The following is a 14,429-nucleotide window of genomic DNA, read 5'->3' on the forward strand; positions in this document are numbered from 1 at the left end:
ACTGGAAAATTAAAAGCCTTCAAGTCGTTGAATTTGAAGGCTTTTTGATTCTCACAAACATTTTGGTAAAAATAATTCTTTAGAAAAAGAATCAGTGGAACTGCTCATTGCAAAAAAGTAGAAGACGCACTTTGTTCCTGGATATATTAGCATAAAAATGAAAAACGCTACGTGTCCTTGCTGTATATAACGGTGATATTGGCCCAGTTAAAACGGAGTATACTGGGCCAGCCCTTTCGGGAGTCATTGGGCCACTTTCCATGTACAATAATAAGAGTTTAGATTACTCAGTTCAATTTTTTTTCTTTCTTAAAGATTCCCCTTCCAGCTCTATCCTGTGAGTGGAGAATACAATTCTATCCAGTATTGCATCCGCTTTATGCAAATATTCACATAAGACTGACGTCATCCTCGATAGGATGGTCCACACGGCTCATCGACTGAAGCTAAAAAGCGAGCCTCTCAGAAAGAAATAGAATATTATTTTTGTACTACCTGATCAATACCCATGTTCATGTAGACGGCACAGATTTCGCCTTGAGTAAAGGATTATTCGCCGACAACTTCGTATCTCAGGCATTCCAAAAGACGCATCACCGTAATAAGGAAGATTTTATTGAATTTGCCCGAAGGATAGGGATAGAAACAAAACGGGCAGAAAAGTTGTTGGAACCCTTTCTGATAAAGCAACAGAGGGTAGAAGAACTGGTCAACAGGTCTTTTTTGAATAATGCCACAAAACGTGTCTATTTATTAGAATACAACACCAGGCGGAATTGTCTTAATAAAACATAGCCTTATTTGTCTGCCACTGGCTACTATCCTCAATAAGACAGCCTTTATTTTAAAATTCGGCTCCAATGTCCAGGAAAAACAACAACATACCGGTAAACTCAATGGCTGATGATCTCAGCCGGGGCATATCCATCGAAAAGCTTAGCATTAAAAGCTCCGACTTTAAAACACCCAGGCAATACGAAGAGGCAACCCGATCCCACAGGGACGAAGGACACACTTTCTATATCATCGAAAAGGGCGCTATTCTTATAGAAATTGATTTCCAGCAACACCGGGTTACCGCGCCTGCACTTGTTTACATGCACCCTAACCAGGTTCACCGCATTCTGAAATTCTACAACATAACCGTCTGCTCCCTGTCAATACATACTGAAAACGTCAATCCTCCCTATCTTCAACTGTTGGAAGACATTAACCCGGTTAAGCCCCTGGTATTGATGAAGGACACCTATACTACTATTTCGGATTGTTTTTCGTTTTGCCTGCATCTTTCAACACAAAAGAACAACAGGCTGTACCATCTCCTTTTAAAGGACGGTTGTAATGCTTTTATAGGACTGGCCATTTCGGCATTGTTACATCAAAGTGAACCATCCACCAGGTCTTCGAGGGCAGAGGTGATTACCCAGTCGTTCAAACAATTATTGGAAAAGAATTATAACAGTATTAAACGTCCGCAAGCCTACGCTGAAAAGCTAAACATCTCCACCCACTACCTGAATGAAAGCGTTAAGCAGGTTACCGGGCTACCAGTTTCGCAACACATCCAGGAGCGTATCATACTGGAAGCTAAAAGACTGCTGTTTCACACAGATAAATCCATAAAAGAAATAGCTTTTGACCTGGGTTATGAAGACTATCCCTATTTTTCAAGACTGTTCAGTAAAGCTACCGGCATTACCGCAGCAGCGTTCCGGAATAAAAGGCACGAATAGTCCAATATTTACCCCGGGTTACTCTTTCCCGCTTTTTCGCTATACAGGATTTTTGCATAAAAATCTTGAGAAATGGAACAAAGTAAAAAAGTGCTGGTATCAGGTGCTAGCTTTGCAGGCCTGGTAACCGCTTACTGGATGAATAAGCTCGGCTATCATGTTACGGTGGTTGAAATCGGGAAAGGCCTTAAAATGGGAGGCACTCCTGTTGATATAAAAGATCAAACGGTTGATATCGTAAAACGAATGGGTCTTTTTGAAAAGATAAAAGCCAGCAGACTGAAACTGGAAAGGTGGGAATTTAAAAACGCTGATGACACCACCCAGCGAACGCTTCTACAGCGGCAGCCGGGGGACGACTGGCCGGATGACGAGTTTGAAATAGAAAGGGATGTCTTACTCAACATGCTGTTTGATCTCATAAAGAATGATGTTGATTTTATCTTCTCCAATAGCATTAGCTCCCTCCAGGAAAAAGAGGACGGTATTGACGTTGTTTTTAAAGACGGCACCCAAGGTGAATATGCCTTGTTGTTTGTTTGCGATGGCATACACTCAACGGTCCGGAAGATCTGGTTTGGACCAGAAGCCCGCTATTCTAATTTCTTAGGGCAATATTTTTCAATTGCCATTGTCAACAAACTACTAATTGACGAAGGAACTTTACAGCTGTATTCAGTGCCTAACAAAAGTATTATGCTAAATGCCCACAACCAGAAGACAGACATTGTCTTTACCTTTCGGCCAGCGGAGGAAATAGCGTACGATTATCGCAACCAGGAGCAGCATAAAGATCTTATTCTGACGCATTTTAAGGATGTGGGGTGGCGAGCTACCGAACTACAAAAGGAACTGCTGCATTCCCGGTCTTTCTACTTCGATGAATTTTGCCAGATAAAAATGTCTTCATGGACAAAAGGCAGGGTTGCCCTGGTGGGTGATGCTGGCTATTGTGCTTCTCCGGCAGCTGGTATGGGTGGTTCTTTAGCGATAATAGGCGCCACCGCATTGGCAGATACTTTTGATAAACGCAATGGAAACTATGAGCTGGCTTTTGAAGAATATAATAGATCGCTTCGGCCTTTCATTGATGAAGTACAGACCAATGCTTTAGATATGCTGGGCAAATTATTGCCGCGGACAGAGGAGGAGATCGAATGGAGAAACGAACATGGGTTTTAGATGAACAATGCGTCAAAAGCTGGACCACTGCTACGAAACAAGAAAAGCCGGGGAGCCAGGTACAGGAGAAAAAATAAGTCCCGCACCTGGCTCCAGCTGGTACCCCACACTCAGGTAAAAGGAAAGTGATTCAGCTTCACCCGGTACTGCTGATCTTCCGTGAAGATAGTATCGAGCATCAATTGGATGGGCTTATTGATCTTAGCTTCTATTTTCTTTTTATTCTGTCGAACAGTGTTGCAGAGGTCTGCCCACCTTGTATCATCATGTAGCATACGGAGATCTTCATCCTTAACCAGATGATCTAGATCCGAGTAGCCTCCCCCTGATGCCACCGCCAGTAGTAGCGAAAAAGCAGTATCCTTTTCATTGACCAATGCCCAGCAGCAGGCAGCATTATACAGATCATCCGGCCTGCTGATCTTCACATCCAGGCGAAATGCCTTGGCATACAAATGTGCAGCTTCGCTGTATTGCTTCTTTTCATAGGATTCTTCTGCGGCATCTATCAGCTTTGCATAGGGTAAATACATTTGGGCGTATAAACGGAGGCTAAGCATTAATATGGAAACGAGTATAAGCATTCCCATTTTTGAACGTTTCATAAGACATAACAATTATGGCGTGCAGTAATCTATTTTTATTCAAATATAATTATTGTCAGGGCATTCCCTATTGCCCAATCTTACCATGTTGCCCATCTTCCTCCCTAATCCGTATTTTTGCATCAACAAACCAAGCCACCGTGGAACAAACAACCGGCCTCCTCGACAAAATCAGGCATCACGATAAACTACTCATCGCGCTGAATGAAAACTGCGCCATCCCACTGCCCGATGATGTGATGCGTATACTACGTAGCCCCCACCGGCTCTCCTACTATTATTTCCAGTACCTGGAAAAAGGGAATGCCACATTCAAAACTGATCTGAAAGAGTTTACCATTAACGATGGTGAACTGGTTTTCGGATTACCTAACCAGGTCTTCACCAAACTGCCCTATGATATCAATATGCGGCAATATGCGCTTTCTTTTGATGAGGAAACGCTGAGGCTGCTGCCCAGTACTTACCCCTTCCTGCTGAATCCTTTTAATGTCAATACCATTTCCTTTGATCCGGCTACCCAACAACGGGTAAAGAACCTGCTGTCTGGTTTGTTTCAGCTCCTTCATTCCCCGGGAAAGCAAAGAAAGGCGGAAGTGATACTGGCACACCTGCATGCGGTGCTGACCGAATTCAATACGGCCTATTTTGAGCAATACCAGCGCCACGAACCGGTAACAGATCCCAAATTGGCCAAATACATAGCCTTTAAACTGGCCGCGGAAACGCAACTGACCGAGCAACATGATGTACAGAGTATTGCAGACAGGTTGGCGCTGACCTCCAGCACCCTGTATGCCATTGTTAAAGAATATGCAGGGGTTTCGCCCAAAGAATGGATCACCAACCGGCTGATGTTGGAAGCACAACGAAAACTGCAGTACTCAAATACCTCCGTTAAGGAACTGGCCTATGAGCTGGGCTTTAACGATCCCCGTTATTTCTCGCGCCTGTTCAAAAAGAGCACCGGTAAGAGCATCAGCCACTACCTGGCTGAGCTGAAGGATTTGTCCCACAATTAAAAAGATTTGTCCACATCCCCCCTATCAGGGCTGGCTACCTTCGCGTATCAAAAAAATGATAAACGAAATGAAGTCAGCATTAGTAACAGGCGCCAACAAAGGCATCGGCTTTGCAGTAGCCAGAATACTTGCGCAGAAAGGGTTCTACGTGTTTGTAGGCAGCCGCCAGCTTGAAAACGGCCTGGCTGCGGTGGAAAAGCTGCAGGCGGAAGGACTCAGCCAGGTTACCGCCGTACACCTGGATGTAACCAGCCAGTCGTCCGTTGACGCCGCACGAAAAGCCATCGGCGAAAAGATACAGGTACTGGATGTGCTGGTGAACAATGCAGGTATCAGCGGGGGATTTGAACAATCTGCACTGGGCTCCCCGGTGGATCAATACCAGGCCGTTTACGACATCAATATCTTCGGCGTGATAAGGGTCACCCAGGCATTCATTGACCTGATGAGATCATCTCCTGAACCCAGGATCGTGAATGTAAGTACGGCAATGGCATCGCTGTCTATGGCGGCAGCAATTGACAATCCTAATTACCCCAAAAGATATGCGATGTACCAGTCTTCCAAATCGGCCCTGAATATGTATACGGTGCAATTAGCGTATGAACTGCGTAATACGCGCTTTAAAGTGAATGCGGTATGCCCGGGATGGACACAAACTGATTTTACCAATCACCAGGGAACGAGTACCCCGGAAGAAGCAGGACAACGCATTGCTAAATATGCGCTGATCGGGGCCGACGGACCAACTGCGAAATACATCAGCGAGGAATATTTTCCCGAACCGGCAAGCTGCCCCTGGTAAGTACCTTACTTCATACCAATGGCCTGCTTTACCTTTTCCTTGTTGTTGCGCGAAATGGGTATTTCATGCCCTTCCTCCATCAGCAGTCTGTCTCCGTCTGCCCTTATCCATCTTTTGATGTAGATGCTGTTTACCAGGTAAGATTGATGACACCTGATAAAACCATGCGGACTTAACAGCTCTTCATACTCAAATATGGGTTTTGACGAGATATGCTGCTGCTTGTTTCGCAGGTAAAAGATGGTATAGTTATTATCGGCCCTGCAGAAAAGGATCGTATCCGGACTGATAAAAACAGTCTCTTTGTACCCGGGGATGGCAATCCGCAACTGCTGCTTATTATTGATGGTGTGTACCAGGTTCTCAAGGCGTTTATTCCTTTTCTCCTTTTCTATACTGATCATCGCCCTGTCTACCGCGTTCACCAGCTCGTTGACATTCACCGGCTTCAACAGATAGTCAATTGCGGAAAACTTTATCGCCTGAATGGCATACTGGTCATAAGCCGTAACGAAAATCACCTCAAAATCAGGCGCCACAACGCTTTGCAGCAGCTCAAAACCTCCCTTGCCAGGCATCTGGATGTCCAGGAACAATAGGGAAGGATGCAGCTCCCTGATAAGGAGCAGGGCCTCGTCTACATTGGTAGCGGTACCTGCAACATTCACCTGCGGGCAATACTTATTGAGCAGGATGGTTAAGTTCTCAATATTGCCGGTTTCATCGTCTACAATAACTGCCTGTAACATTATACCCAGTTTTTAAATAATAATACAATGGTAGTTCCTTTGGCGGTGCTTTCCTGCGCTAAGCTGATCAGCGCTTCCCCATAATCCCGGTTCAACAGTTCAACCCGTTTCCTGGAAAGACTCAGGCCATAGCCTTCTTTAATGGCCGCGGTGTCAAATCCCGGACCATTATCAGCGATCCTGATCACGATATTATTGCCCTGTTGAGTGATATGCAAGTGCAGTGCACCCTGTCCATTCATTTTAGAAAAGCCGTGCTTGATGGCATTCTCTACAAATGGCTGTAGTAAAAAAGGCGGTATGGTGAGGGAAAACAGGTCTATGCTGGCATCCAGGTCCAGGTTGTAGGTGAAGGGATATCTTAACTGCTCCAGGCTGATATAGATCTCCAGGTTTTCCAGCTCCTTCGTTAATGGTATATGTTCTGTTTTGCTTTCCTTCAGCGTTTCCCGCAGCAGTTCGCCAAAGGATGAGAGATATTTACTGGCGGCTCCCACATCACCCTTATTAACAAGTCCCTGGATGGAACTAAGGGCATTGAAAGTGAAATGGGGATTTAACAGTGCATGGATATGCTTCAGTTCTTCGGCAGACTGCGCTGCTTTCCTGTTCAACATCCCTAACGTCTTTCGCTGGTTACGGTACTTAGTAAAGAAGATCAGCAATACAGCCAACAGGAGCAGCATAATGATCATGCTGCTCCTGAATGCAAATGTTTTATACCATACCGTTGATATCGAAAAACGCAGTTCAGCGATACTACTTCGTTGCCGCTTAAACCGGATGAGCACCCGGTAATCTCCGGGGTCCAGGTCTTTCAGCAGGATATAATGGGTATTAAATTCATTCGCACTCCATGTCCTGACTTCTTTCCCATCTTTAAACAGCGCGTATTCCAGCGCATCTTTCCGGTAAATCCTGGCGTTGATGTCGATCAGGAGGTTATTTTCATTATGGGATAGTTTCAGAAGACCACCTTTTCCTGACAGGCTGCGGGTGTATTGGCGATGCCATCCCAGATCCGGTAACTGACCGGCAAACGGATCTTCATTCTTTACCAGGTTTGAAAAGGCGTCGCTATTGTCTGAAGTGCTGAGTGATTTGATCTCCGGCGCCTTTTGCTTAAAGTAAATCACCCGGGAGGAAATGATCTGCCCGTCCTTATTTCTTACATGGGCTACCAGGTATTGCCCGACCGCTGCGTGATAGGGGCCTGCAATTCCGCTGCCTGCCTTCATTTGACCTACCCCTTCCTGGGTATATTGGGTGATATGCGACCAAGGGGTGATGGTTGTTTTATTATTTAATAAAACGGTGTATTCAACATCTCCTGCATGCTCCCTGTTTATGTGGGGCAGCAGGAACCAGACCCCTGCAGTATCATACACAAAGTATAAGGGGATCTGGTCATCAAGCGTTGTGTCAATACCTAATTGATATTGCGCATTCCAGTGCGAAATACCGACAATATTCCTGTCGAAGTTGTCGTAAATGCCATTATAGGGAATGGCAACGCCAAGCGAAGGCCCGTTGTCCGTTTTCCCGAAGGAAGTGGCGTAGTCGGACCAGTTAAGCTGGCTATGGGCGCTGGCCGAAATCAGCAAAAGGGATATAAAGAATAGCTTTTTCATGAAGTGAAAGTACTTCAGCCGGATCCCGTTTGAAGCCTGTATTATGCCAATAGCAGGAATTGCTGTGAATACTGCCATTATTCCCGGAATCATGTAAAAGCTTAATTTCCCTCATTCATTTGCTTTGATGCCTCAATGACCGCCTGGTTCACTTCCCTGATGCGGTCCAGCTCCATCTTCTCCACTTTACGGTCATAGGTCAGCAGGCCATTTACTTCATGCTCCACATCTGTGGTCTGGGTATAAATGGCTACGCTCAGGCCTTTGTATTTCATCAGCTGTTCTACCTGGTCCATTAAAAGAATGTAGCGGTCTGTCAATGCGGCTTTGGTAGGCTCGTAGGCATAGGCGTTATTTTCCACCGGCCACATATGGCCGCGGACAAACAGTCCAACCCCGCCAAATTCGCCTAGTGAAGCTGCCCGCTTATCATCCGGTACGGAGGCTTTATAGGGCCCTACATAAATGTGCGTGTCTACATAATCGCCGTTGCCGGGATCGCCATAGGCTTTCTGATAATGCGGGTTATTATTGAAGCCTGAATTACCGTTCACCAGGCGGGAGGGATCATATGCTTTCACCCAATCGGTAATTTCTTTGACATCGAAAGCGCCCCAGTTCTCGTTAAACGGCACCCAGGTAATAATGGAAGGCGAGTTGTAATATTCATCTATCATGGCTTTCAGCTCCCGGCGGAACTGCTTCCTGGTAACAGCGGTATCTTCATCCTGGTACCAGATGGCGGGCATGTCCTGCCAAACCAGGAGGCCCAGTTTATCAGCCCAGTAATAAAAACGCTGTGGTTCGGTCTTCATGTGCTTCCTGATAAGGTTGTAGCCGGCTTTCTTCGTGTAGACGATATCAGATTTCAAGGCCTCCTCCGTGGGCGCGGTCAGCACCCCATCCGGCCAGTAGCCCTGGTCCAGCAGTCCGAGCTGCATGAGAAATTTCCCGTTCAGGAGCGGTCTCACAACACCGTTTAGCTTGCCCAGCTTTATATCGCGCATACCGAAATAGCTCTTTACTTCATCTGCCACACTGCCATCAGGGTGGTAGAGCGTTAGCTTAAGATCGTAGAGAAAAGGCGTATCAGGCGACCATAATCTGGGTTGTTCGATGGGCAGATAAAAGGAAGTGCCTGTCCTGGCATCTGTCCGGGCAACTGTTTTTTTACCATCAGCAGCCGTGGCTACCATCTTCGCGGCTTCATCACTTTCAACGAACACTTTCAAGCGTTTACCATCCACATCAGGAAGTAAACGGATGTTCTTGATATAGTTGCTGTTCACCGGTTCCAGCCACACGGTTTGCCATATACCTGAAGTAAAGGTATAGTCGCCACGCGGGCCGTTTTTACCAGACGGTGTTTTGCCATCGTTCGGATCATGTGCGGCAACAATGAGTGTGTTGGTACCGCTTTTCAGGAACGGGGTGATGTTGAAGCTGAATGGATCATAACCACCTTCGTGGACGCCGGCTTTCTTTCCGTTCACAAACACAGTAGTACTATGGTCTACTGCCCCGAAATGGAGAATGAGCTGTTTACCTTTCCAGGAGGCAGGCAGTTCAAATGTTCTGCGATACCACATATTGATCTCCTGGTTGCGCTGAACACCGGATAAAAAAGACTCAGGGCAATAGGGCACCAATATCTTACCGGGCGTGTTGTCAAATGAGGCAGGCGCTTCCGGGTGCAGCGCTACCGGCGCGTCTTTACCACCCCGGTAGTCCCATTTTCCGTTCAGGCACATCCAATCATCCCTTTGCAGCTGCGGTCTTGGGTATTCTCCTAAAGGCACTGCCGTTTGGGCTGCATTGTTTGTCCATGCTGTAGGTAATTTTGCCTGCTGTGCTGAAACGTCAAAATATCCTGCTGTACAAAGCAGGGCTATCAATAAGGTGCTACAATATTTCATATCTTAACTATTCCGTTATAATACGAATATTTTCACTCTTTTCTAAGCTTCTATCAGCCCGCTTCTTCTGAAGCCTATGATTTCCTTTGGCTGCTGGTGCCCTGTTTTCTCCTGCTGGTTGCTGATCTCCGCAAGGGTCATGGGCTTATCTATAATGGTGTTAAAGCCCAGGTGATCGCTGAGACGTTGTGCCTTATCAGCAGGCAGCTTTCCGAATTCGTGGCGGGCAATCAGGCGGCCTTTGCGCAGCAGCGCGTTGTCTATCATTCCGAGCGAACTGTTGAAGGTACAGATCAGCTGTACATTCAGGAAGTCTGCCAGCAGGCCATCTGATATGTTCAGCAGGTTGGATACGGCAGAACTGCTGTTTTGCCGGCGGTCCATGATCACATTTTCCGCATCTTCAATGATCACCACCGTATTGGGATTGCTGACCATTAGGTTGATAAAGCCCGGGTTCATCAGATCGCCGGCAGTATCAGGCGATAAAAACAATACCCTTTTCCTGATTTTCCCGATGAGATAGCGCAGGTAGGTTGTTTTACCTGTACCCGGTAAACCATGCAGGAGCACAATACCCTTATCGTTTTGCCTGCTCAGTCTTTTGCGGATGACCTCATCGGTAGCCAGGAAATCGTCCGGGTAGTACAGGGAAAGATCCAGCCGGGTACGTTTGATCTCCATGGGTTTCAGTGCAAGGCCGTCCTCTTTCTTTACGATCAGGCTGATCTCAAAAGGCTGTTTGCGCTGCCGCTCCTTAAACTGGTTGACCAGCTCCGTTACCGCCTGTACGAATTCGGGATCACGGCCATTGTGCAGCAGTTCGCAGTAGCTGTCGTCAAATTCTACCATGCTGTTATTCTTCAATAACAGGATGGTGCGGTCAAACTGGTATTTCTTCTTTGAACGTTTGTACCAGCGGTAACTATGAACGCTTTGAATCATGCTTTCATATTTTTTAGTGAAAGCCGCAAAAGCTTTTTCACCATCCACCGCGTCTATAAAATTCAGATCGGGTATCTGCCTGAATAAATGCAGGTACAGGTTGCGTATATTGATGTAGTGACTGTCAAACAGGTCATCCGCAGCCATTACCGGTTGTGTAAATAAATTGTCCATTGTTGTGTAACCATTAAGTGATAGGGAATACGTCCCGTCAAGGCGGGGACCCATCCAATAAGAAACCCCGCAGTTGCGGGGTGTCAGCTAATATCGTTGATTGGGAAGTGATCAGGAAAATTAAATGACTGGCGATACGCAAGAGGGGTCATTTGCATTTTGCTTTAAAACAATTTACTGAAGGACTGGGGCTGCCCAAAGCCTAACTGGGGAGAACACAATCTGTCTGGGTTGCAGGAATGCCAGTCCGCCATCTTCAAAATCGTAGTAAATGTTGTAGTTCAATCTGCAGGGATGGCTATTCCTGTTTCCCCTCTACCAGGAAATACCTGATGGCGCCCAATAATACATCTGATGTGTTGGAGTTGGTAAAAAGAACATACCCCATATTCAGATCTTTATACACCTCAAACTTGCATTTAAAATCACCATTATTTCCGCCGTGACTAAAGGTTTTACCGAAGGGCGTTTCACGTATTTCGAAGCTCATGCCCATGTAGGTAGGTACCTTGGGCTTTTCTTCTCCCGGGTCAAAATGGTAGTCGGAATGCTTGGCGAACATGCTGTCATAAGTAGCGGGTTGCAGGCCTTTCTGATCAAGCAGGTATTGCATGAAGCGGGTAAAGATCTTTGCTTCGGTATGCATGGAATAAGCCATGCCCGGCGTTTCGGGCAGCTCGTCATAATTGGGCAGGCTATTGTAGTGGCCGGCAGCAACCATGCGGCGCAGTGAATCATTGCGCGAAAAGAAGGTGTGATAGAGCCCTGTGGGTGCAATCACTTCTTCCTGTAATACCTGTTCTACTTTCTTGCCGGTGATCTTCTCCACTACCAGTTTCAGGTACTCAAAGCCTTCGCCGGAGTAGCCGAAGTCTGTGCCTGGTGTAAACTTCAGGTCCAGCTTACCATCCGCGTTCATAGAACGCCAGTTGGGGAAACCGGTGCGATGGGTGAGTACATGCTTTGCCGTGATCAGCTTATAACGTTCGTCATAGGCAATATCGGGGTAAGGCAGGTAAAGGTACAGGGGTTTATCAAGATCAATGACCCCGCGTTCTGCCAGGCGCTGTACGGCAAAAGCGAATACCGGTTTGGTAACAGAAGCTGCTTCAAACAAGGTATTGCTATCTACCGGCTCCCTGGTAAAAGTATTGCGAACGCCATAGGTTTGATGGTATACCGGTTTCCCGTCTTTTATCAGGGCAAAGGATACACCGGGTATCTCGTAGTATTGCTGGTAGGTTTTAATAAAATGATCGATCTGCCGCGCCACCGTCTCATTAAAATCACCCAGCGCTACGCCTTTGTCGGGGATCAGGTTGGGCACGGGGGTAGCCGGCAGCACAATGGGTGAGGCGCTTGCTTTTCCATTGGCGGGAACATTCACGAGCAGCGGCTGACCGGGCATAGTGGCGTATACGGTATCATGCCGGTGAAAGTAAGGTTCGGGAAAATCAACGGCATATTGCCCGGCGGGGACAGCTGCGGTGTAATTACCTGTACTGTCCACAGCGGTAGTCAGCCAGCGCTGCGCATCATCCATATTCAGCAGGCGCACGCGTTTGGGGAGCGGTACATTAGCGGGATGATCCCATGCAATGCTGCCGGATAGTGTTGACAATTTTGCTTTAGCGGGCATCAGGATCACATCTGAAAGGCTGCGCGGGTTTACATACTTCATATCCCCGGCGCCCCAGGAATTATAGGAAAAGCTTTTGTCGCCATCCAGGTCAAATGCCTGGAAATCGATACCGATGGATTTGCCTACTTTGAACTGATCACCCAGCATAATGCGCCACTCGTAATAACGGGTATTGCCTTTCTTTACGAAGGCCACTTCAATGATATTCCATTTGGCATCTTTCGCAAAAGGATCGTAGTAGGCGTTATTGGTGTTGCGCAGCTTTTTGCTGTACATGAAGGAGGCCACACCTGATCCAGCGGGCAGGTGACGGGCATCCAGGTATATCTCAAGCCCGTCCTGTGAGTTCCAGCGAACATTGGCCGATGTGTCTTCTATAAAATCATCGTCTGTCAGCTGCAGGGCAACATATAAAGAACGGTCTTCCATACGGTAACCGATGCGGAAGGAGCCGCTGAAATCAGCCTCATTGAGTGGTTTGGTATCTGAAGCGGTTACGCCGAGCTTATACTGCACCATATCTTTAGGCCATTCGGAGAAATTGCCGTCAATTGTAATCTTGCCAAGCGGATAGGCATAACCTACTGTACCATTATGTGCCAGGAGTTGCTGGCAGCATATAAGGTAGCAGGAAAGCAGGGCGACAAATTTGGCGGTTAAACGGGATGTATGCATAGCTTTAGGATTAATCAGCACGTGTTAGTCTGGTAAAACTACTGCATTAATACGGTTTTTTGATAGCCAGGCCTGGCTTAATTATCAAAAAGCTATCCAGTAAGCCATTACTTTACCAGGGTAGCTTCCAGTTCTACCTTCAATGTTTCAAAAAGTACCGGCACTTCATAACAGGTGGTTGCCTGCTTAATGCCATGTTTAGCGATCCAGTCCTGGAAGATGTTAAAGCTGGCAAAAAATTCTTCCGAAGAAGTGGTAAGGATATTCAGGCGCACAATATTCCCGGGTTCATAGCCTGCTTCGGCAATCACTTTTTCAAGGTTCTGTATGGCCAGCAGTAATTGTGTTTTCATGTCATCTGTACTGGAACGGCCATCTGCATGCACTGCTGCCTGTCCGGCAACATAAAGTGTAGCTGCTGCTCCTTTTACTTCTACCGCCTGTACATAGCTGCGTTCGTTCTGCCATTGCCAGGGATTAATGATCCGTTTTTCCATGTTACTTTGCATTTTGTGTTATTGATTTAAAACTACACTGCAAAGTTGCGAAGACGCTCATCATCCCAACAGGACCTGCCTCACAAATTCAGCGTGATAAATGTCACACTATACCGGCAATCGGCTCAGGGTTTCGCGGGAAATACCCAGGTAAGACGCCAGCAATGTTTTATTGATGCGTTGCACCAGTGATGGATACTGCCGCAGGAACTGCTCATAGCGTTCTTTGGCGCTGGTGCTCAGCAAAGAGATAATGCGTTGTTGCGATGCGATATAACTAAGGTTCGATTTCTGCAGGAAGAAGTGTTCCATTTTCGGAAATGCCGCCATTAATTTGTTGTGGTCTTCCAGCGTAATGGCAAGTACTTCGGCATCCTCCATACAGTCCAGTGACATGGTAGCTTTCGTTTTATTGAACCAGGCCTGGTAATCGCTCACCCACCAGTCTTCTGTAGCGAAATGCAGGATATGCTCTTTGCCGTTGGCATCGATATGCGCCAGCTTTAAGAGGCCGGATACCACAAAATAGGAGTAATGCACCGGGTCGCCTTCCTGGATAAGGAACTGGTGCTTTCTTACCTTCCTGGAGGTAAAGTGAGCGCTGATGGTGGAGAACGCTTCATCTGTGAGTGGTACTATTTGTTGTATATGGTCTCTTAGTTTATTGTGCATTGATTACTGTTTACTTATTCATTCGCGGCAGGTTACACCTTGGTCTTCTTGCGAAGATACCATTTGGCTGGGGTGAACCCAAGTCTGTCCGGAGCTACCTCTGCAATTGTATGCCATTTCTCCTGCACAAATAACATCCGGAATTGCCTGTTCTACGGTGCAATTTGGCTGTTTCACCCAT

12 protein-coding genes are annotated in these 14,429 nt (G+C 46.7%); 4 read left to right on the top strand and 8 right to left on the bottom strand.

Translation table 11 applies throughout. From position 1 onward, the window contains the following. Positions 1 to 860: 860 nt before the first annotated feature. Positions 861 to 1,733 carry an AraC family transcriptional regulator gene (locus tag Q0577_RS10165; protein WP_298735636.1) on the top strand — a complete coding sequence of 291 codons (873 nt, stop codon included), beginning with the start codon at positions 861 to 863 and terminating at the stop codon, positions 1,731 to 1,733. A 72-nt stretch (positions 1,734 to 1,805) separates the two neighbouring features. Then, positions 1,806 to 2,915, top strand: a complete 1,110-nt coding sequence (locus Q0577_RS10170; protein ID WP_298735638.1) for an FAD-dependent monooxygenase — start codon at positions 1,806 to 1,808, stop codon at positions 2,913 to 2,915. Between the two features lie 110 nt (positions 2,916 to 3,025). Here the strand turns inward: Q0577_RS10170 and Q0577_RS10175 are convergent, their stop codons facing one another. After that, positions 3,026 to 3,520 carry a hypothetical protein gene (locus Q0577_RS10175; protein WP_298735639.1) on the bottom strand — a complete coding sequence of 165 codons (495 nt, stop codon included), beginning with the start codon at positions 3,518 to 3,520 and terminating at the stop codon, positions 3,026 to 3,028. A gap of 140 nt (positions 3,521 to 3,660) precedes the next feature. On the opposite strand from Q0577_RS10175, the gene Q0577_RS10180 reads away from it, so the two are divergent. Continuing rightward, entirely contained in the window at positions 3,661 to 4,542 is an 882-nt protein-coding gene (locus tag Q0577_RS10180) for a helix-turn-helix domain-containing protein (protein WP_298735640.1), read from the top strand. 67 nt (positions 4,543 to 4,609) lie between these two features. Next, positions 4,610 to 5,347, top strand: a complete 738-nt coding sequence (locus Q0577_RS10185; protein WP_298735642.1) for an SDR family NAD(P)-dependent oxidoreductase — start codon at positions 4,610 to 4,612, stop codon at positions 5,345 to 5,347. 5 nt (positions 5,348 to 5,352) lie between these two features. On the opposite strand, the gene Q0577_RS10190 is transcribed toward Q0577_RS10185, so the two are convergent. From Q0577_RS10190 to Q0577_RS10220, 7 genes are all read right to left on the bottom strand, one after another. Next, the gene (locus Q0577_RS10190) at positions 5,353 to 6,096 is read right to left on the bottom strand and encodes a LytTR family DNA-binding domain-containing protein (RefSeq protein WP_298735643.1); all 744 of its coding nucleotides are present in this window, start codon (positions 6,094 to 6,096) and stop codon (positions 5,353 to 5,355) included. Continuing rightward, positions 6,096 to 7,727, bottom strand: coding sequence for a histidine kinase (locus tag Q0577_RS10195; protein WP_298735645.1), 1,632 nt, complete (start codon positions 7,725 to 7,727; stop codon positions 6,096 to 6,098). Before Q0577_RS10195 ends, Q0577_RS10190 begins: the two co-directional genes overlap by 1 nt. 101 nt (positions 7,728 to 7,828) lie before the next feature. Continuing rightward, positions 7,829 to 9,643, bottom strand: coding sequence for a sugar-binding domain-containing protein (locus tag Q0577_RS10200; RefSeq protein ID WP_298735648.1), 1,815 nt, complete (start codon positions 9,641 to 9,643; stop codon positions 7,829 to 7,831). 42 nt (positions 9,644 to 9,685) lie between these two features. Then, entirely contained in the window at positions 9,686 to 10,762 is a 1,077-nt protein-coding gene (locus Q0577_RS10205; RefSeq protein WP_298735650.1) for an AAA family ATPase, read from the bottom strand. A gap of 298 nt (positions 10,763 to 11,060) precedes the next feature. After that, positions 11,061 to 13,079, bottom strand: coding sequence for a serine hydrolase (locus Q0577_RS10210; RefSeq protein WP_298735652.1), 2,019 nt, complete (start codon positions 13,077 to 13,079; stop codon positions 11,061 to 11,063). Positions 13,080 to 13,186: 107 nt separating this feature from the next. Beyond that, entirely contained in the window at positions 13,187 to 13,576 is a 390-nt protein-coding gene (locus Q0577_RS10215; RefSeq protein WP_298735653.1) for a RidA family protein, read from the bottom strand. A 108-nt stretch (positions 13,577 to 13,684) separates the two neighbouring features. Then, positions 13,685 to 14,248, bottom strand: coding sequence for a Crp/Fnr family transcriptional regulator (locus Q0577_RS10220; protein WP_298735654.1), 564 nt, complete (start codon positions 14,246 to 14,248; stop codon positions 13,685 to 13,687). Between the last annotated feature and the right edge of the window lie 181 nt (positions 14,249 to 14,429).

The sequence above is a fragment of the uncultured Chitinophaga sp. genome (genome assembly GCF_937898475.1).
Classification (GTDB): domain Bacteria; phylum Bacteroidota; class Bacteroidia; order Chitinophagales; family Chitinophagaceae; genus Chitinophaga.

Coding starts and splice junctions, on each gene's coding strand:
- Q0577_RS10165 (WP_298735636.1), top strand. CDS start 861: ATGTCCAGGAAAAACAACAACATACCGGTAAACTCAATGGCTGATGAT.
- Q0577_RS10170 (WP_298735638.1), top strand. CDS start 1,806: ATGGAACAAAGTAAAAAAGTGCTGGTATCAGGTGCTAGCTTTGCAGGC.
- Q0577_RS10175 (WP_298735639.1), bottom strand. CDS start 3,520: ATGAAACGTTCAAAAATGGGAATGCTTATACTCGTTTCCATATTAATG.
- Q0577_RS10185 (WP_298735642.1), top strand. CDS start 4,610: ATGAAGTCAGCATTAGTAACAGGCGCCAACAAAGGCATCGGCTTTGCA.
- Q0577_RS10190 (WP_298735643.1), bottom strand. CDS start 6,096: ATGTTACAGGCAGTTATTGTAGACGATGAAACCGGCAATATTGAGAAC.
- Q0577_RS10195 (WP_298735645.1), bottom strand. CDS start 7,727: ATGAAAAAGCTATTCTTTATATCCCTTTTGCTGATTTCGGCCAGCGCC.
- Q0577_RS10200 (WP_298735648.1), bottom strand. CDS start 9,643: ATGAAATATTGTAGCACCTTATTGATAGCCCTGCTTTGTACAGCAGGA.
- Q0577_RS10205 (WP_298735650.1), bottom strand. CDS start 10,762: ATGGACAATTTATTTACACAACCGGTAATGGCTGCGGATGACCTGTTT.
- Q0577_RS10210 (WP_298735652.1), bottom strand. CDS start 13,079: ATGCATACATCCCGTTTAACCGCCAAATTTGTCGCCCTGCTTTCCTGC.
- Q0577_RS10215 (WP_298735653.1), bottom strand. CDS start 13,576: ATGGAAAAACGGATCATTAATCCCTGGCAATGGCAGAACGAACGCAGC.
- Q0577_RS10220 (WP_298735654.1), bottom strand. CDS start 14,248: ATGCACAATAAACTAAGAGACCATATACAACAAATAGTACCACTCACA.